This window comes from Periweissella cryptocerci (assembly GCF_004358325.1).
Taxonomy (GTDB): Bacteria; Bacillota; Bacilli; order Lactobacillales; family Lactobacillaceae; genus Periweissella; species Periweissella cryptocerci.
The window spans coordinates 1,379,626-1,399,942 of record NZ_CP037940.1; the positions used below are offsets into that span (position 1 = coordinate 1,379,626).

Sequence of the window (20,317 nt, forward strand, 5' to 3'; positions counted from 1 at the left end):
AATAGCCTTGATTTCACCTTTTTGTAAGGCAGAAATCAGGGCTATTAACTTGCGCAAATTTTTGGGGATTAAGTACTATCAATCCTGCATGTTGTCCCAGCAACGCTAACATCGTAGTACTACAAAAAACGGTCTCAAACCGCATTAAATGCAATCTGAGACCGTTTATTTTTTGAGCTTTTCTACACTTAGAGTGGTTAATAACCTAAGCACATCCGGTAGCGATTAACCGCTATTATAACTACTGCTTACGTCGTAATTGCCAGACTGCTAAGCTTAACAAGCTAACACCGCCAATCACGCCCAACCAATTGATTCCATTTTCAAAACCAGTTTGTTGGATTTTACGTTGATTATTAGCACCTAATTTACCTTCAGCTTGGCGCTTAGCTTCAGCTAATGCATCATCCTTAGCAACTTGTGTTTTCAACTCAGCGAGTCGCGCACGTTGTAAAGTCGTTAATTGCGTGTAAGAATTCAACCGAGCCAATTCTGCCTTCCGTTCCGCTGGGGTTGATGGATGCGTTTCATTCACCGTGCCACGTTTTGCCGCATGCTTTGGCTTCGCATTTCGATTAGGTTTATCCCCATCGTTACCATCCCCAGTTACCTTAGGTGTTTTATCAGTTGGTGTCTTGCCATTTGGTGTTTTACCGTTTGGTGTCTTGTCGTTTGGTGTCTTGTCGTTTGGCATCTTATTAGTTGGTGTTTTCCGGTTCGTATGTTTGCGTCCAAGAACCTTGGAAACTTTCACGAGTTTGTTCAACTTCGTTACTTGCACCGCCGTTTCTTGGTTGAAAACAATTGTAAACTTCACTGCTTTTTTACTTAAGACGTAACCCTTAGGTGCCTTAGTTTCAACAAAAGTATACTTACCAGGAAGTAAATCATCAACTTTTAACTGACCATGTGAATTAGTTTTTAATCCACGTTTGATAACACCGGTAGTATTCCGTAATTCAAAGACTGCATTGGCAAGTGTCGCCTTCGTCTTTGAGTCGCGTTTTGTTAACACGACACTACCAGCAGTTTGATTGTTTGTCATTGCTACCTGTGCCGGTGTTTGTTGATCGAACGCAACATTCACCTTAACGGGGGTCTTATCCAAATCATACCCAGCTGGCGCTTTAACTTCAACAAAACTGTAATTACCCGGCAACAAGTTATCAACGACTATTTTACCGGTTTTATCGGTCGTAAATGTCGCTAATTGCTTGCCGCTGGCATCCGTTGCTAACTCACCATTTTCATCAACTAACTTGAATTCTGCATTTGCAACGGCTTTACCCGTTTGCGCATCGGTCTTCATTAACTGAACACTTCCTGGCGTTTCAGCATTTGTCTTCGTAACTTGCGTAGATTCAGCTTGATTAAGACTAATTTCAAAATCAACTGGTGTTTCATCAAGAACATAACCAGTTACTGCTTTAGTTTCAATGAAGCTGTACTTCCCGGGGAGCAAATTGTCAACTTGAATTTGACCATTTTCATTAGTTGTCAAATCTTGCAATTCCGTACCCTTAACGTTTGTCACCACATTATTGTCTTGATCAACAACTTTAAACTGTGCACCAGCAATAATTTGCTTGGTTTGGGCATCCGTCTTGGTTAACACCACTGAACCTGGTGTTTCTTCATTGGTCATTGTCTTTTTAACTGCGTCAGTCTGATTGAAGTCGATTACAAAATCAATTGGTGTCTCATCGAGAATATACCCCGGTGCGGCCTTCGTTTCTACTAATTGATAATCTCCAGGGAACAAAGTCGTAATCTTCAACTGACCAGCTTCATCAGTTAACAAGTCTTTAAGTTCTGCTCCGGTTGCATCGATTACAATTTTATTATCTGCATCAAACACCTTAAACTCCGCACCAGCAATGACTTGCTTAGTTTGAGCATCTGTTTTAGTTAAAATCACCGTGCCTGGCGTTTCTTGATTAGCAAATTCAACATCTGCCGTAGTTTCTTGATTAAACTCAATCTTGAATTTAACCGGCTTATCACTCAAATCGTAGCCAACTGGTGCTTTAGTTTCAACGAATTGATATTCACCTGGTAACAGATTATTAACTGTCAATTGACCACCATCTTTAGTTATCAACGGCGTGTCAATCAAGTTACCTTGGGCGTCTTTTGCCGGCTCGCCGGTGGCATCAAGAAGTTTGAATTCTACCCCATCAAATGCAGCACCAGACGCACCAGTTTGGGCATCAACTTTCGTCAAGACCACACTTCCCGGTGTTTCAGCATTCGTCTTTGTAACCTTGATAGTTCCAACTTGATTCAGCTTGACTTCAAAATCAACCGCGGTTGTGTCTAATTCATAACCGGACGGAGCTTTAGTTTCAATTAAGCTGTACTTCCCGGGCAACAAGTTACCAACATACAACTTACCACCGTTTTTGGTTTCCAAATTAATTAATTTGGTACCGTCAATGTCAGTAATTGCAGTTTTCGTTTCATCACCAGTGGCAATTACTTTGAACAAAGCACCATCCACTGGATCACCAGTCTGTGCATCCGTCTTCGTTAACTCAACTGTCCCTGGAGTTTCTTGGTTATACATCTTCATCATAAGTGACTTAGCCTGACTTGGCACAATCGTAAATGATTGTGGTGTGTCATCCATCACGTAACCATCGGCTGGCGTTACTTCGATAAACTTGTAATCACCCGGGGTTAAGTTAGCCACCGTGATTTGACCCTTTGCATCAGTTGTGTACGTATCAGGTAATACATTCGTATCCGCATCGCTATCAGTTGGGGCAACAGTATTACCGTCATTATCAACAATCGCATCACCATTTTCATCAACTAACTTGAAGATTGCACCCTCCACTGGTAAATCAGTTTGCGCATCCAACTTGGTGAAAGCAACACTCCCTGGAATTTGCTTGTCCGTCACATCAATGTGCGGTACGGCTGGTACAGCTTGACTGCGGACAATCGTGAATTTTTGGGGTATCGCATCAAGCAAATAATTCTTTGGTGCGGTGGTTTCAACTAATTGATAATCTCCGGGAGCAATATCCGTAATTATTAAATTACCATCTTTGTCCGTAGTTCCGGTCACTGGTGTTTTACCATCCGCCTGCATAATAACCTTGCCAGCCTGATTTTGGAGGGTATAAACCGCTCCGCTAACTGGTTGGTTATTATTCTTGAAATCCGTTTTTGTCAAAGTAACTTGACCCGTCTTCAAGACATCCGTCACTAATTGTGGCGTTTGTAAAACTGCAGACGTTGAGAAAATCACCTTTACATTAGTTGTGTTCAATTGATAATCATCTGGTGCTGTGATTTCTTTCAATTGATAATTACCAGAGGCAATCTTTTTGAATGTTAACTGACCATTTTCATCAGTTGTAGCAACCATTGGTACTGGGTTGCCATCTTCATCAGTTTCATAAACTTGCTTACCATTCACAACTAGTGGGTCATCCCCATCTGCATCAAGTTTTGGTACATAGACTGGATTCCCTTTACTATCAAGCAGGGCATACGTCGCACCTAGCAAGCCAATCTGGTTATACACACTGTCAGCCTTAGTGACAATCAAATCACCAAATTCAGTATCAGTGTACGTAACTTGCTTGGTTGTACTGTCGCCTTTAGCACCTAGTGTTACTGGCACATCATCACCAGTTGAGTAACCTTTAGGCGCCTGTGTTTCCTTAATCACATAATCCCCAGGCAATAAGTGGGTAAAATGCGCGACACCATCAATTCCAGTTGTCGCTTTGTTCACCAGTTGATTGTCTTTATTATATAAACTAAATTCAGCACCTGCTAAAACTTTTTTCGTGCGGGCACCTTTTTTCGTGACATTTAAATCGTAGTACAATCCCTTCGCGCCACCAAAGTTATCCGGTGTCGTCACTTTAATATTTTTCGTCAATGGTGGTAAACCTTGAATAATGTTATCACCGGTGATGTTAACATCATTGGTCGCCGTCCAACCAGTTCCGGGATCAGAATTCAAGCCGGGAGTGTTCGTTTGATAAGTCACTTTATAATTTTTCGTGACATCGTTAACAAAATGCAGAACAAAGTACTGTTGGGCCGTGTCTAGCGTATATTCACTGCTTGGCACAGTTTTACCACTAGCGTCAGTCACCTTGATTGTTCCTGCTACCAATTGGATATTTTGCCAGTTATCATCCTTAATCATTACATTTTGCAAGAACAAATCATCCGGATTAACATCCAAGATCCAGTTGATAAATGGTGCCCCAGCAAGGCTCGCTTTACTATTATCAACTGCACCAGTTTTTTGCACAAAACTTTCCACTGTCGTTGCTGGTAAGCTGGCAGTGACATCGGTATCTTGTGGAATATCACCCTTCACATCGTGATAATGCGCCGTGTTAGTAATTTCATTACCCGGTAAGGCATTAACAACATCAGTCCCTGGCAATGTGTTTTTGGCGGCCACCGCCTTGGTTTGGTAAGTTAATGTGTAGATCGCAATACTGCCGTCTAACTTGTCACCAGTCACCGTTAAGGTCTTCGTGGCGTCGTCATAACTCACTAACCCAGCCGTACTTGAACCATCACTCGCTACCAGCCTGGCACTGCCAGCAACATATTCTTGGTCATCACTAACCGTGTCGGTAATTTTGACATCTTTACCCATCGGAATCTGGTTCTTACCATCCACGGTGTGCCACTTCTGGGTGTTCCAGTCGACCGTCCACGTGATTGTTTTATCCTTCGGTGAGGCATAACTCCCGCTTTTATCAATTTCTGTCTTGGGCATGTCTAACGGCTTGAAATCAGTATTGGCCTTAATCTCGCCATCCCCATCAACAGTTGCATAATCATAAAGAGCGGTATTTGTTTGTTTTTGCCCTAATGCCCATTGTGCTTGATAAGCAATTTGGAATGCGTCACTAGTAGGTTTGCTATACGTGATTACAAATGAACCACCATTATCAGTCAAAGTATAATCCGTATCACGAGTTAATACTTTGCCCGTTGTCACGTCTTTAACCGTTAATTTGCTCAAATCCGTGTATGTGCTGTTACCCAATGTATCCGTAACTTTCCAATTCAATAACGGTGCTTTCGCTGCGTTAACATCAATCGTCCAATCGACCGTGTGATTAGCCAAATTAACGGTATCTTCATTCCACTTCTTAACAATCCCACTGCCAGTAACCGTGGCATGTGAAACGCTTTCTGCATTCTTCCACTTCAAACCATTGCTAACATCAACGCCGGGGGCAACCCCAGTCACAGCAGTTGTATAAGTAATGTCCAAAGCCTGATTGACATCTTTTAAGAAGGTGATGTTAATTCCCGTACCAGATTCCGTAATTTGGTAGTCGGTGCCAGCAACCAAAGGCGTGCCACCACTACTAGGCTTAATCACGAAAGTCCCATTTTTAATACTTTGCTTCACTTTATCATTTGTACCATACGTATCTGTTAATCCCGCTGACGCTGCCGGTAAAGGTAAGTTATCTGGATTAAACTTAATTGTCCAGTCAACGGTCCCTGTTCCTGGGGTTGCCCCCGTTTTAAAGGCGGCATTCGTCTTGGTTACCATTGGCTGGTATTTTTGTGCCAAAGTTGTTGTTGCTGAAGCTGGCAATGAAACATTCTTCCCATTTACGGTAGCATTCATCGTTGCTTTATTAGTGAAATTTGATGATAAGTTATTTTCTAAAATTGACATTTGATCAATTTCAGTCGTCACATACATCACGTAAGCTTTATTTGTTGATGCTGGTAACGTAACTGTCGCAGTTGGCGCCTTGTAATCACCACTTATACCGCTCACCGTAAATTGTGACTTAACGTCAGTTGTTCCCTCGGTAATTTTACCGCTCAAATCGACATCAGCTTCGACAATTTTATCGACGGTGAATTTGCTAGTTGCTTGTGGCAACGCTTCCGTTAACTTACCACCTGTTAACGCTGCTAAATTTTCGTTAATCGTAATTTTCCACGTTAGCATTGGGTTAGCTGGAAATGTTGCCGTATTTTTTGTGAATTGCTTTTCTACTAAGGCCCCGTTCTCCATAACCACAGTTGGGGTCACGCTGATAGGTCCTTTAACATAAGGAATTACAATTGTTGGAGTACCGGGCTTAGTAATTACTTTATCGTTGATTACCAATGACATATTCGCAAAACCAGAAATTTGCGTCAATGACTTCACGGCGTCTGTAAACGTAATCTTCCCAGTAGTTGAGCCCGCCGCAAGCGTTAACGTTGCAAATTGTGTATTACCTTGTGATAGCGGAATTGAAATATCCGTTGTCGTTTTTAATTCTGCTGGAATGTCAAAATTAAAATAATCCCCAGCAACCATGTTTTTCCGTAATTCATCCGGTAAATCAAATGAATATGCCAATGTCAGCTTATCACCTAGTTTAATCGGATTATCAGCTGTCAAATTCTTGCCATCAGCAGTTTTCAACGTGGCGGTCGTAAACAAAGTTGGATGGCCATCAGCAATTGGTAATCCCTCAGCTCCCGCTAAGGTGGTAATATCTTGCCCCGCTCGGTCGGCATCCTTAGTCTCAACATCAACTTGATTGTACTTAGCAAACTGAGCCTTCATACTACTGGTAAAGTCAGCACCGGCAGGCAACGTCACTGTTAATGAGCCATCTGCATGTTCAATTACCTTTGAACCCTTAGGCAAGTCAAATTGATCTGTGATGTCTTGAACTTTTGCATCATTTTTAGCATTGTCGTCACTTGAGCTTGTTGCCGTGACCGACTTCGCTGCTTTGACAGGTGACTTTTTAGCCGTACTTGTGGATTCACTCGTGCTCGTTTGACTACCGCTAATCAATGAAGTACTAGTTGCTGGCGCACTTGATGAACTCTCAACTGAACTTGCAACACTTGAACTCGTGGTAGCTACTTCGCTTGTAGCATCTTTACTTGCTGCCGGTGCCACAATAGTGGTCACCGGCGTGCTTGCCTCGGTTGTTTCGGCAGCTTGCACGACGCCACCAATCCCTGAGACTACGATTTGTCCGACAATCACAGCTGTCGAGAACAAATTAGCCATTCTACTAAACATTTTCATCCCTAAATCTCCATTTATATAATCAAATTATTTCCCGATAATTCAATACACTCTAATCTCATTCTCTAACACTGACTTAGCTATTTTGCAAAACTTTAAAAATCCCGTGGGCTTGCAGATAACGCGCATCAATTTTGCGCTGAGTCAGTAACTTCCCTGTGATAATGACCCGCTTGGTGGCGTTTGTGTAATACGGTGGTTCTTCAAAACAGGTCACTAATGTAATCGTTGCTGTCTGTTTCGGTTTATCAGCTAAAACATTCACCTGATATTCACTAACAATTTTCTTAGTAGTACTACGATAGATATAGATTTTTTCACCGTCAGTAACGTAAATCTTGCTACCAACGTAAAATTCATTCTGAAGGGTACTAAAATACGTGCGATTATCGGCCATATTATGTGCACCAATTGCATAATTACGTTGGCCCATGGTTTCATCCGCCTTTAACGTGCCCGCACCTAATGCCAAACTCTTAGGTGAAGTCCCTTCAAAGATTGGCATTTCAATGCCAACTTGAGGAATCGCAACATAACCCCGTAATACCACCGCTTCCTTACGTTGCATATCAGCTCGTAACTTTTTTAAATTAACATCACTCACACCGTCATATTGCACCGGTATTTTAACTGTTCCATGGACAATCTTGGTATTTGACTTAACTTTATATTGGGCGATTAGTTGGGCATACCGTCCGACATAGAGGCGTGGATTCAAACTAACCACAATTATTCCAAGTGCCAAAACAACCAATATCACGCTGATGATTTTCTTACGCATATCAATCCTTCTTCAGTCAAATTTCTATTGAGTCTACTACCGTTTTAATCGCCTATTTTAGAAAAAGAGGTGAGGCAATCGTGCGCCCACTCCCCTTTAAAAATAGTAGATTGCTAGAAATTAATGTAGTTCATATCTAATTATTAATCGCAGCGATTTCATGAGTCGCATTACTCCGCAAACTCTTGTCCATCACTAAAGTAACGACATCCCCATGGTGCAAAATCAAATCACCATCCGGGACCAATTCGTCTTGACCACGGTTCACTCGCGTTAACAAAGTTCCATGAGGCCATTCAATATCCCGTACAGCATTTTCTTCGAGCAAGCCACCTGGATTGATTGTCACGCGAATTTCATCAGTACGGCCATATAAGCCGGTAACTTTCTTCGCGCCCGCAACCATCCGTTCTAGCAAACTTTCATAGATTGGTTTACCACCAAAGGCATCAACTGTTAAGTATGAAATCAACGCTACCAAGGCAATTGGTAACAGTTGTGACATTGAACCAACCATTTCCGTCAATAACAAGACCGCGGTAAACGGCGCCTTACTAATCCCAGCGAAGTAGCCCGCCATTGCAAAGACCACAAAATCAGAAACATATTCTACCGGTAAAATACCAAGTTTCACCGCAATCATCCCAAATGCGGCCCCAAAGACCGAACCAATCGTCAAAATTGGGAAGAAAATACCACCTGATAAACCAGAACCATATGAAATCAAAGTAAAGACAAATCGTAATACCAAAATTCCCAGCAAAATTTTCAAATTAGGCGTATGTTCCGTAATTTGGACAATCAGCGCATTACTACCACCAAGTGTATCGGTGAAGAAAATCCCAACTGGAATTACCAAAAGGAATGGCACGATTGCTTGATACTTGCGAGGAATCCAGCTAAAAATCTTGTAAAAAGTTGGTTGCCATAAAATTGCTTTTTGGAATAATAAAGCCGCAAAACCAGCAATAATTCCAAGCACAACAACTAACCAGTAAAATGCCGGTGGCACGTTGGAGCCATTAACAATTGACAGGATTGGCTTCAAACCAAACGCTTGTTGTGAAACCAAATCTGCCGTTAATGATGCTGACAACGCACTAATCCATAATGTCACCGCTAAACTGTGATAGACTTCTTCCAGTACAAACATTGTGCCGGCAATTGGTGCACTAAACGCTGCTGAAATCCCAGCCGCCGCACCACTCGCAATCAGCAAACGCCAATCACGTTTATCTAATTCCATTTGTTCCGCAAAAACTTGACCAACTGAAGCCCCCAATTGAATTGAAGGCCCTTCACGCCCAAGGAAAACCCCAGTCCCCAGTGTTAACGTCGTCGCTATGAACTTACGCCACAAAGTTGACCAGCCTTCCATTTCAAGTTCACCGTGTAATTGTCCCTCAACTTGAGGAATTCCCGAACCCATTACACGTTCATTCGGTGCAACAATCTTTGCGATTACCCACGTCAGGATGAACATTCCAATGATTGTTAAAATCAAAATCAAAATATTTTGTCCTGCTAAATGGTAAATCACATTGGTAATTTTCCGAATGTGTTCAACTAGCCAACGGAATAGACTAATCACTATTCCGACAAATAGGCCGACGATCATCGCACGAACCACCACGATGAGCCGTAAATTATCAAATTTCATCTTTACCCTTTTCTTTTGTACGTATTATTGCTAAATCTTTAATACATCTCTGATAGCCTTATGTGTTAGCTTCTACTTCACCACTAACAAAAGTACAAGAACACATAAGGCTACCAGAGCCCTAAATTAATGCTAAAAATATTACTAAAATAGCTCGAATGCAACTTCGAGCTATTGTTCTGGCGATTATTATCCATAATACTCACTCACAATTGTTACCAAAAGCGAATGATTACTACTCCCATTAATATGACAACAAAACCGTAAATTTGCAGTGGTAGCACTGCATTTTTAGGTGATCTCCATAATCCAAATTGTTGTATTAATGAACTTCCAAGATATTGACCCATAAAGATCAATGTAAGAGTTAAGCTTGCGCCCACGGCTTGGGAAATAACTGAACCCAAAGCAATGACTAGACCGGCACTAATGCCACCCGTCCAAGACCACCATTTAGTTTGCGCAATGGTTCCCTTGTTTGGCAAAATCTTGCGTTCTGTTACTAAAGCCACAATAACTAACAATATGGTACTGACCAAAAATGAAATGTAGGCCGCCTTCACGGGCGAACCGACAACGTGGCCTAATTGACCATTAATTATTTGTTGTGCGGCGAACAAACCACCAGATAAGACCGACCAGATTTCCCAGCCGAGGTTTTGTTGACTCTTTGCTTGAACTTTTACGCCATCTTCATCCCGCTGAACGAGGACAATTGCGACATACCAGCCAAAGGCCAATACTGCAAATCCAATTACACGAATGAATGATAGCTGATATGTCGCCGCTCCAAGCCAACCAAATTGACCAATAATTGAGCTAAAGACCAGTTGTCCCATGATTGGTAAAATAACAACTTTAATTGCGCCAATTTTTTTAAAAAGAAAAATATTTGATACTTGATAAATTGAACCAAATATTCCACCCGTGAATAACCACCACGGACTTGAAAAAAACATTTTATGACTAATTACGATTGAACTCCCCGTAATGACGGTGAGTAACATCATAACAATCATACCAATAACATAAGCAACTAAAGCAGCCCGTACCGGTGATCCCACAGATTTACGCAAGTCTGCATTGATCCCTGTTTGTGTCGCATACAAGAATCCAGCTACGACACCCAATGATAAGTTAATCATAAAATTCTACATTTTCCCTATACTTCTTTTAAGACAATTAATCAAAATTTGAGGAAGAAAACTCCCAGTGCCATCATTGCTACACCCATATATTGGGGTACCATAACGCGCTTTTTAATTGAGCTCCACAATCCAAAGTACTGAATAACAAGTGCACTAACAAATTGGCCAATGATAACCAACAAAATGTTACGACCGGCGCCAATGTGTGGCACGTTACTAATATTAGCAACCACGGCTAAACTACCGAAAACTCCACCCAAGAATGTCCAAGGTGAAATTTTTGAAAGCTTGAATGTTTCTTTTGAAGGTAAAACACTACGTTCAACAATCAATACGACCACAATTAAGCCAATCGCACTAATACCGTATGAGATAAGTGATGCTTGCAATGGTGAACCCACAGCTGCACCCATCTTACCGTTCACGGCTTGTTGTAAACCAAATGACACCCCACCGAAAATTGAAGCGATTCGGTAAAGCGTCACTTGCCAAACGCCACGGCGTTCAGCGGTCAATGTACCGTCACCATCTAAAATCTTGGCAACAGTTGTTTTTTCGAATTCTGATTGTTTTGACACCCCAACTGCGATAATTAAACCCGCAATCAAAATGAACAAGCCAATCAAGTGGATGCCAGTTAATTTAACAACCGGGCTGTTAAACCAACCAAAGGTGTCAATGGCCGTACTTACAAGCACTTGACCAAAGACTGGTAAGACAACGGTTTGGACGGCCCCGATTTTACGGAAAACGACCACGTTCGTTGTTTGGTATACGGCACCAAGCAAACCACCGGTCCAAAGCCAAAGTGGTTGATGGCTAAAAACAGTGCTGCTGACGAACAAGTTTTGTCCCGCGATTGAGAGGAGGAATATCAAGAAGACCACCCCAACTGAATATGCGATAATAACTGTTTTAAATGGTGAAACCACCGATTTTTGTAAGTGAGAATTAATTGGAATCTGATTAGCAAGTAAGACACCTGCAATCAAACCCGTCATAAGTGACGTAATAAGCATGTAGTTCCCCTAATATATAATTTTTGAGTTTCTTTGGCGGCGACGTTGTGTATTTTTCATTTCTTCATCGAAAAACGATAAGCTTTTATCGTAATAAACCCCGCTCCGATCAACATCAGTTATCAAAATTTTGACAGCGTGTTCGATGCTGAAAGCTTGTAAATTACGCATATAAACTAATAAAGTTGAAATGTATTCAGACTCACGGAATCTCATCGGGATCACACTGATTCGTTTGATAAACCGTTCATCTTCAAACGCCGCATCGACTTGACGCTGAATTGTTTCAGTTAGTGCCAGAACATCGAGGTAATCGTGGCGCCGGAACATTTTCTCGTAGCCAACCATTAGTGTTGATATTCTTTCTTTAAATACGGTGTTAAACAGAATAATCAACACTAAGATAATTCCGATTAAACCAAATGCTATTAGATATAAATACAAACTTAACCCTTGAAAGAACATGAAAAACAGAAGTCCAAACATTACGAATACATAAATCGCCAGATATAGATTCATTTTATGGATGAAAAGTCGTTCTAATATGTGCGCATTTCTATTAGCCCTACCGCGACGTTCGATTAAATGTTCAATCGTCTGCAGGTCTGACAAGATACTTTGTAGCTCAGAAATTTGCTGTTTAGTCTCCGAATCTTCACCGAGATACATCTCATCAACTAAAAACGCCATTTATTTCCCCTTGCTATTACTATTCACTTCATTATTTAACGCAAATTGTGCCGCAAAATTCAGAATATTAAATGGTCGGTCAGAGCTTTCAAGCAATTGATCGACATAGGCTAAATCGCCAAGCGTCATGTTGTTTTGAATTGCTACTGACAGGGTGTTAACAGTTTGTGAAACATCGGCACGACTCCGCATTTGACCACCAATAATTCGTTGGTTGTCTTTACGATAAGTTAATGTAATCAAGACATCTTCATCGGTTGTACCTTCTTCAGTTGTCAATGGATATACCGTGCGCATCACAACTTTTTCAGCATCAATTCCGTTCTTAATTGCGTTGGTTTTCGTCAAACCAGTTGTAACCGTAGTTACCCCATACAATTGCAAACCAGAACTTGCTTGCGTTCCGATATACTTCATCCGATTTTCGATGATGTTCATTCCTAAGATAGTTCCTTGACGCACGGCCGTTGAACCAAGTGGAATGTACACTTCACGTTGCGCTGGATTATCGTATGATGACGCAACGTCACCAGCGGCTAAGATATCAGGGTGTGAAGTTCGCATATATTCGTCGACCAACACTTCCCCACTTTTACCTAAGTCAACAATGCCGTTCAATAATTGTGAACTAGGGCTCGAACCAACCGACACAATCGCGTGGTTCGCTGAGTAAACACCCTTATTCGTTTTAACGATAACTTTGTCACCAGCATCTTCGAATTCAGTAACCGTTTCTTCTAAGACCACCTTGACATTGTTATGTTCCAAATCCTTAACGATTTCGTCAGAATACTCAACATCGTGGTACTTACGTAAAACTTGACCAGAGGCTTGGAACAAGATTACTTGGTGACCAATTCGGCTGTATGCTTCGGCAATTTCGACACCGATATAACCAGCCCCAACAATCGCAACCGTGTTACCGTCTTTGGAAACATCGGCCAGTTTCTTAGCATCATACCAACTCCGCGCCAACATAACTTTTTCACTATCAATCCCCTTGATTGGTGGCAAGATTGGGAATGAGCCCGTGGTAACAATCAACTTATCGTAAGTATCTTTAATTGTTTCACCAGTTTTTAAATCACGGGCTTGAATCGTTTTATTTTCAGCATCAACTTTTAAAACTGGGGTTTTCAATTTAATTGTGACCCCTAAATCCGTTAAGGCTTTAGGTTCAACTTCGAATAAATCAGTTAATTCATTAACATCACCGGCCAAAAACATTGAAATCCCACTATTAATAAATGACACATTATCATTTTTTTCATAGATGGTGATTTCAGTATCAGGGTGTGAATTCATAATTTGTTGAACTGCATACGTACCCGCTAAAGTACTACCAATAACAATGACTTTCATTATTACGTTCCTCCTATTTGGCTAGTTATTGAACACACTTGCTTCTTTAGCAACCGCGGCTTGGGCCGCCAAGTTCAAGTAGTTAAATGGACGGTCGAAGTTTGGTTGGAACAACATATCAACAAACGATAATTCATCAATCGTCATCCGGTTTTGAATCGCAATCGTCAACGTATTTACCGATTGAGCGATATCAATCATACTCATCAACTGTGCTCCCAGGATAATACGATCGTGGCGATCATAAACCAACGTAATCGTAATCGTTTCATTGGTTTTCATGTATTCTGGTCGGTATTGGTCGGTGATTGTTACTGAATCAGCACTCATATCAAAGTTTTCAGCAACATCAACTGACATCCCAGTCCGGTAAAATGACATCCCGAACACGTTAACCCCTGAACTTGATTGCGTACCAGCGGTTACTGCCGTTCGTTTGAACATGTTCAAACCAGCTACGGCACCTTGACGGATTGCTTTCTTTTGCATTGGTAAGTATTCAAAAGTCCGTGAAATCGCAAAGCCAATCCCAGTTGATGAACCGGATGCCAACACATCAGCTTGTGATGTTTCAAGGTATTCGTTCACGATGATTTCGTCAGACTTACCTAAATCAATCACGTTCCGTAATAACTTGGTATCAGGTACTGGCGTTGACAATGCAAACACATAATCGACTACGACTTGTTCGCCGTTTTCAAAGTTAACTTTAACTTTGAGACCATCTTCTTCAAACTTGCGAATATCTTGTTCGAAAATAACTTTCACGCCAAATTCTTCCAAGCGACCAAGCATCTTTTGTCGGAAAATATTTTCATTATTAGCAAATTTACCGTTATTCCGAGCGGCAATATAAGTAACGTTTGCGCCACCGTTCTTAGCCCGCACAGCAAGTTCAGCGGTATCATATCCTTGACCAAAGATCGCAATGTTAAGGCCCTTAAACGCCCGACCACTGTTTTCCAAACGCTTTAAGTCAGTTTCGATTTGCAAGAAATCAGCCGCATTTTGATATGGTAAAATCCGACGTGAAAAGATTCCGGGAATATCAGGCAATGATACAACAGCTGGCAAGGCATACAATAATTTATCGTATGTCACCAATTCTTCAGTTTCGTCATCCAAGTTTTGGATGGTAACACGTTTAGAATTCGTATCTAACCCACCAAACAATGTGTGGTTATGAATGTGAATGCTTTCTGAAAGTTGTTGAATATTAGTTGCCGTGACAAACCGAATATCCGCATCAGAAAATTCGTCTTTTACTTTGTGCATGTAAGCAGGGACAGCCGTAACGAAAGGCTTTGTTTCGTCCGCGGTATACACGTCAATTTGTACATCGGGATATTCATAAATAATATTAGAGAGCGCTGCTGCACTACTACCATTAAGCCCAAGTACAACAACCTTTTGCTTTTCTTTTGATTTGAATAAATTTCCAAATAAACCCATTAATACCATACCTACTTTCTCTTAAAAAATGTTTGACTGAGTTATGCATTATCCCTGTTGCGTATCTTGCAACGGATTAACTGCTTCTAAAACTTTTAACGTCTTTTCAATTTCCTTAGTATGCTTCAAATCTAAGCCCTTTGAATACTCACGTTCTGCTTCAAACGAAAAGTTATCGTTATCATAGTAGTTGTTAGCACTTTTCATTTCATTTTGTAAAATCAAAACTGCATCATGAATTGAATATGCTTGTTCCCGCTTGATAAACGTTTGAATCCGTTCGACATTTTGCACCGTCATAATTTCAGCAGGCAATTCCAAACTCTTTTTTTCAATTTCAGGTAACAGTTCATCTATTTCTTCTTGAATTGCGACTAATTGCTTTAACCGGACGTGGTAACGCCCTTCCGCAATACTGTGAATCAAGAAAATCAGTAAATCACTGAATTTATGATTCAGCATCAAGTAGATTCCCGCAGTGACAAAGACTGCGATGGCAGCTGTGATTTCAACTGATGTCGCAAAAGCTATCACACCGGCATCCACCCGGTTATTCAAAATCGCGAAAACTAGCAAAGCCAGTAACAAAGCTGGTACACCGGCAATGGTAAACACCACCCAACTTACGAGCCCTTTTTCCGCATTTAATTCTTCAATGAAAAATTTATTCCGTAACTTAACTTTGCCAAACAAATTATCCAATTTGCTTGAAAGTTCGTTAATTTCGCTTAATAATTCATCAACATTCATCTATTTTTCCTCCGCAAGTGTTAATTTTTTGCCCCACTGTCTGTGAGCCGTGAACTAACGTTAACCGATTTCAACTATTTCCAGTGATTATTAACCTTACTCATTGACGCTTGCGCGACCATGTTCAGGTAATTAAATGGTTTATCAAAGTGCGGTTGGAAAAGCATATCGACAAATGAGAATTCTTCAATGGTCATCTTCTTTTGCATCGCAATTGAAAAGGCATTAATTGATTGTGAAACATCAATTCCACTCATCATTTGAGCGCCAATAATCTCATGTGATTCTTGGTTATACACCAAGCTGACCATCACTTTTTCGTTACTATTCATGTATTCAGGACGGTAGTATTCGGATACGGTAACCTCATCAGCATCTAAACCAAACTTTTTGGCATCCCGTAAGGTCACACCTGTTCGGAAAAACGATGTTCCAAAAACGTTAACCCCAGCACTAGCTTGAGTTCCAATTTCTGGCATCACTTTTTCATATATGTTCAAACCAGCAACTTCACCTTGGCGAATGACATTGTCCTGCGTTGCCAAGGGATATTGACCACCGGCAACATTACTCTTAGAAACCGTTGATGTTCCAATTGCAAAGACATTGTCAACTGAAGTTTGCCGATATTCATCAGCAATAATTGCATTGTCTGGGCTTAATGCAACTTCATTTTTGAGTAAAGTCACATTCGGTGCTAGTTGTGTCTGAATAAAGACATAATCAAACTCTGCCAAGGCTCCATCATTCAAAGTCATCGCAACTTTCGTACCCTTGATGTCGAATTTCGCAATATCCTTATCCACGATAACTTCGATGTCATTGTCGCGTAACAAGTTCAATCGTAGTTCCACGAATTTTTGATCATCATACGTGCTAACTGCGCTGTGCAATTGCGAAACATAGGTCACATCAGCACCCATCTTCTTGCTTCGAACTGCCAATTCATCAAGCACGTATCCATTACCAATCACGGCAATCTTCAAGTCTTCATATGGTCGAGCACTGTTTTCAAAACGCCCAAGATCACTATCAAGCCGGGTAAAATCCAATTGGCTTTGAAAATTTAAGATTCGCTTGTTGTTTTGGGCACCTTCAATTTTAGGCATGCTGCGCTGTGCTGGAAGTGCGTAAATCAACTTATTGTATTTCGTTTCAAATGATTCACCAGTACCAAGAACAGTTCCCTTAACCACGTTGTTTTTGGTATCGATTCGTTCAACTTTAGCACCGTAGTTAATCTTGATACTATCGCTAATATCCGTCATCCGCTTGGAAGACAACACAACTATGTCTTTGTCTTCAACGTATTCATCAACGTGCCCAAAATCTGGTACATCTACTTTAAAATTAGTCGTTAATTGTTCTTCGTAAACTGTAATCTTAGCTTTAGGGTAGTCTTGCAAGATTTGGAAAATACTTGCGGCACTACTCTCGTTTAAACCGATAACTACGATTTCATCACTTGTCGTACTAGATTTAAATAATTTACTTAGTAACCCCATATAGATAGGTTTTCCTTTCTTTTACCGAACTATTACCGTAGTGCGGTTTAACGCTTTTTCATTGTATTTTTGCGAATTTTATTAGCGGCAAACTTACCGGCTAAATTCAATAAGTTGAATGATTGATCAGTACTTTGACTTACTTGATCAACAACTGCCAATTCTTGAATCGTGAGCTTCTTTTGAATTGCAATTGAAATCGTGTTAATTGTTTGGGAAATATCAGCACGACTTCGCATTTGCGCACCAAGAATGTAGTTCGAATCCTTATCGTAAACCACCGTTAAAGTCGCGGCTTCGTCAAGTTTTTGCCAATCCTTATCAACAATCCGATGGGTTGATTGGACCGTAATATCATCTGCATTCAAACCATTTTTACGGGCAGCAGCCATCGTTAAACCAGTGGTAACTGTCGATACATCGTAAATTTTAATTCCTGAACTTGCTTGGGTTCCCGTGTATTTCACAATTGGTTCGTACACGTTCATACCCATAATCGTTCCTTGACGCACGGCTGTTGAGCCAAGCGGAATGTAGACATCTTTGTTCGCCGGGTTGTTAAATGATGTTGCCACATCACCTGCGGCCATAATGTCGGGGTTAGAAGTACGCATATATTTATCAACTAGGACTTCACCATTCCGCCCTAATTCAACTTTACCGCGTAATAATTGTGAACTAGCCCGGGAACCAACACTGACGATTGCACGATCAGCGACATAAGTTCCTTTGTTCGTTGTGACTTGTAAGCGACCATCATCAGTGTCCTTAAACCCTTCAACAATTTCGCTCAAGATAACCTTTACGCCATTATGCTCAAAATCGGTAATAATTTCGTTCGAGTATAATTCATCATGGTATTTCCGTAATACTCGACCAGAACCTTGAATGATAGTAACTTCACTACCCTTTTTGTTGAATGCTTCTGCAATTTCAACCCCAATGTAACCAGCACCCACGACAATTAATGACTTGGCACTATTTGAGGCCTCACTCAACATTTTGGCATCGTAGGCGTTACGCGCGAGCATCACTTTTTCGTTTTCAATTCCACGAATTGGCGGCATGATTGGAAATGAACCCGGCGTAAATAGTAGTTTGTCGTATGAATCTTCAATTTCTTCGCCAGTCTCTAATGAGCGAGCGCGAATCGTTTTGGTGGTTGGGTCAATATTAGTCACGTTTGTATTCAAGTGAATATCGACACCAAGATCAAATAATGATTTTGGCTTAACTTCATACAAGTTATCTAATTCGTTAACTTCACCATTGAGGTAAAGGGCGATTCCACTACTAACAAATGACATCGTAGCTTCTTTTTCGTAAATCGTAACCTCTGCATCGGGGTGCATGCTGAGCAATTCTTGGACTGCGTATGTTCCAGCAAACGTGCTTCCAATCACAATGACTTTCACTGTAATATCACCTCATATTATTTAAAATTTCATATTCATTATTTTTGCAATTTTGTCATCTTGACTCAATTCCCCTAAGTTCAGTTCGTTTATCAAGTACATTTCATGTTCATACAGTGAACTGTTTGATTGATAGTAACGTGAACTTAACTGTAAATCGTTTTTCATAATGTAAACCGCTTCCTCCAAGTCAGTTGCTTGTTTGGTTCGCAGATAAACAATTAATTGTGAAATATATTCTGGTGAACGATATTTTAAATCAATTTGTTCAATGCCAGTTTTAAATGCTTGGTTAGTGATTTTTTCACCAATTTGTTCTTGGATGTTAATGATTTCATTAACGTAGTGCAGGTAAGTTGGCCTTTTCGTAAGCTTTTCCGCTTGTAAAATCAAACGCGGAATTGCTGCCCGACCAATTGAATTGAAAACCATCATGCCGACTAATTCAATCACCACTAACACTAAGAGCACCGTCCGCACTGATGCAATTTGACTAATATCTAAGAAATAAATTAACAGCACACCCAGTAATGTAATCGCCGCACTAATAAAATTAACTAAGAAACCAAAGTTACGTTCATGTTTTTTTTGCTTCTGTAACGTGTCTTTTCTTATTTTTACTAATAACTCAATTTCTAATAGCGTTGTTTGAATTGCTACCAACTTTTTGATTTGTACTTTAACACCATTTTCAATTTGAGCATTATTCATTGCATCCATCTAATATCCTCTTTAAAACTAATCCTTTTAATATGTTTACAGGCGCGCGCTCATCGCGGAAAAATTATTCATTCTTTCGGAGCAACTCTAAAATGCGAATTCCTTTCTCTTCTTCAGTTTCACTATCAAAATCTAGTGTCTGCATTAAGTTCTTTTCACGTTGCACCATTGAATTGATTTCTTCGTAGTACAACTTATTTTTTTCCTTACCAGATTGGGTAAAGAAAATTGCTTCTTCCAAGTCCAATGCGTCTTGACGTTTGAGATAGACTTTGACTTGACTCATTAAGCTCGAACTTAATACGTCATTTGGAATATCACTGTATTCGTCATCAATCTGATTAACCCGCGTGCCAATTTCATTTTGCAAGTTTAGAATTCCGCGAATCCGCGTTTTACTTGCTGGTCGTGCAAAGACGTACATAAAGAATTTCACGACACTATGAAAGATAAAGCGCAAGGCAAGATAAGCTACGACTGTTCCTCCAAGAAGAACAATTGCTAATACCTTTAATTCATTAGCAGCGCTTACTAATTCATGATTGCTTGAGATTGCCCGATGTGTCATGAACGTCGCAAGCAACCCAATTACGATTGCACATACAATAACTAAGGTATTCAAAACACTCTGATCGCTTTTCTCTTGTTCATCAAAAATTCCATCACGCATCAAAACTTTATCTTCAAGTTCCGCAACTAAATTCAGAGCCGTACTGGCCTCTCTTAAACCATTTTCATCTGCGTTTTTCATGGCACCACCGTTCTCC

The 20,317-nt window shown here is 40.6% G+C and carries 13 protein-coding genes; all 13 read right to left on the reverse strand.

What is annotated here, in order from left to right; genetic code table 11:
- Positions 1-241: 241 nt before the first annotated feature.
- A complete protein-coding gene (locus EQG49_RS06315) occupies positions 242-7,048 on the reverse strand; it encodes a SpaA isopeptide-forming pilin-related protein (RefSeq protein WP_133363174.1) in 6,807 nt (2,268 codons plus the stop codon).
- Positions 7,049-7,124: 76 nt separating this feature from the next.
- Complete coding sequence (locus EQG49_RS06320) at positions 7,125-7,829, reverse strand: class A sortase (protein ID WP_133363175.1); 705 nt, start codon at positions 7,827-7,829, stop codon at positions 7,125-7,127.
- Between the two features lie 136 nt (positions 7,830-7,965).
- Positions 7,966-9,489, reverse strand: coding sequence for a ClC family H(+)/Cl(-) exchange transporter (locus tag EQG49_RS06325; protein WP_133363176.1), 1,524 nt, complete (start codon positions 9,487-9,489; stop codon positions 7,966-7,968).
- A 215-nt stretch (positions 9,490-9,704) separates the two neighbouring features.
- Complete coding sequence (locus EQG49_RS06330) at positions 9,705-10,634, reverse strand: DMT family transporter (protein ID WP_133363177.1); 930 nt, start codon at positions 10,632-10,634, stop codon at positions 9,705-9,707.
- A 41-nt stretch (positions 10,635-10,675) separates the two neighbouring features.
- Positions 10,676-11,656 carry a DMT family transporter gene (locus EQG49_RS06335; protein ID WP_133363178.1) on the reverse strand — a complete coding sequence of 327 codons (981 nt, stop codon included), beginning with the start codon at positions 11,654-11,656 and terminating at the stop codon, positions 10,676-10,678.
- Between the two features lie 9 nt (positions 11,657-11,665).
- The gene (locus EQG49_RS06340; RefSeq protein WP_133363179.1) at positions 11,666-12,346 is read right to left on the reverse strand and encodes a hypothetical protein; all 681 of its coding nucleotides are present in this window, start codon (positions 12,344-12,346) and stop codon (positions 11,666-11,668) included.
- Positions 12,347-13,708, reverse strand: coding sequence for an FAD-dependent oxidoreductase (locus tag EQG49_RS06345; RefSeq protein WP_133363180.1), 1,362 nt, complete (start codon positions 13,706-13,708; stop codon positions 12,347-12,349).
- Positions 13,709-13,729: 21 nt separating this feature from the next.
- Complete coding sequence (locus tag EQG49_RS06350) at positions 13,730-15,160, reverse strand: FAD-dependent oxidoreductase (RefSeq protein WP_165964806.1); 1,431 nt, start codon at positions 15,158-15,160, stop codon at positions 13,730-13,732.
- Between the two features lie 48 nt (positions 15,161-15,208).
- Positions 15,209-15,910, reverse strand: a complete 702-nt coding sequence (locus EQG49_RS06355; RefSeq protein WP_133363182.1) for a hypothetical protein — start codon at positions 15,908-15,910, stop codon at positions 15,209-15,211.
- 74 nt (positions 15,911-15,984) lie between these two features.
- Positions 15,985-17,415 (reverse strand): FAD-dependent oxidoreductase, encoded by a 1,431-nt coding sequence (locus EQG49_RS06360; RefSeq protein ID WP_133363183.1) that lies wholly within the window; start codon positions 17,413-17,415, stop codon positions 15,985-15,987.
- A gap of 47 nt (positions 17,416-17,462) precedes the next feature.
- Positions 17,463-18,830: an FAD-dependent oxidoreductase gene (locus EQG49_RS06365; RefSeq protein ID WP_133363184.1), complete on the reverse strand. Its 1,368-nt coding sequence runs from the start codon at positions 18,828-18,830 to the stop codon at positions 17,463-17,465.
- A gap of 21 nt (positions 18,831-18,851) precedes the next feature.
- Complete coding sequence (locus EQG49_RS06370) at positions 18,852-19,550, reverse strand: hypothetical protein (protein ID WP_133363185.1); 699 nt, start codon at positions 19,548-19,550, stop codon at positions 18,852-18,854.
- 64 nt (positions 19,551-19,614) lie between these two features.
- Positions 19,615-20,301, reverse strand: a complete 687-nt coding sequence (locus EQG49_RS06375) for a hypothetical protein (RefSeq protein ID WP_133363186.1) — start codon at positions 20,299-20,301, stop codon at positions 19,615-19,617.
- Between the last annotated feature and the right edge of the window lie 16 nt (positions 20,302-20,317).

What these genes read in the sequence shown, in the direction of transcription:
- EQG49_RS06345 (WP_133363180.1), bottom strand. Translation starts at nt 13,708, where the DNA reads ATGAAAGTCATTGTTATTGGTAGTACTTTAGCGGGTACGTATGCAGTT.
- EQG49_RS06325 (WP_133363176.1), bottom strand. Translation starts at nt 9,489, where the DNA reads ATGAAATTTGATAATTTACGGCTCATCGTGGTGGTTCGTGCGATGATC.
- EQG49_RS06340 (WP_133363179.1), bottom strand. Translation starts at nt 12,346, where the DNA reads ATGGCGTTTTTAGTTGATGAGATGTATCTCGGTGAAGATTCGGAGACT.
- EQG49_RS06330 (WP_133363177.1), bottom strand. Translation starts at nt 10,634, where the DNA reads ATGATTAACTTATCATTGGGTGTCGTAGCTGGATTCTTGTATGCGACA.
- EQG49_RS06360 (WP_133363183.1), bottom strand. Translation starts at nt 17,415, where the DNA reads ATGGGGTTACTAAGTAAATTATTTAAATCTAGTACGACAAGTGATGAA.
- EQG49_RS06315 (WP_133363174.1), bottom strand. Translation starts at nt 7,048, where the DNA reads ATGAAAATGTTTAGTAGAATGGCTAATTTGTTCTCGACAGCTGTGATT.
- EQG49_RS06335 (WP_133363178.1), bottom strand. Translation starts at nt 11,656, where the DNA reads ATGCTTATTACGTCACTTATGACGGGTTTGATTGCAGGTGTCTTACTT.
- EQG49_RS06375 (WP_133363186.1), bottom strand. Translation starts at nt 20,301, where the DNA reads ATGAAAAACGCAGATGAAAATGGTTTAAGAGAGGCCAGTACGGCTCTG.
- EQG49_RS06355 (WP_133363182.1), bottom strand. Translation starts at nt 15,910, where the DNA reads ATGAATGTTGATGAATTATTAAGCGAAATTAACGAACTTTCAAGCAAA.
- EQG49_RS06320 (WP_133363175.1), bottom strand. Translation starts at nt 7,829, where the DNA reads ATGCGTAAGAAAATCATCAGCGTGATATTGGTTGTTTTGGCACTTGGA.
- EQG49_RS06350 (WP_165964806.1), bottom strand. Translation starts at nt 15,160, where the DNA reads ATGGGTTTATTTGGAAATTTATTCAAATCAAAAGAAAAGCAAAAGGTT.
- EQG49_RS06370 (WP_133363185.1), bottom strand. Translation starts at nt 19,550, where the DNA reads ATGGATGCAATGAATAATGCTCAAATTGAAAATGGTGTTAAAGTACAA.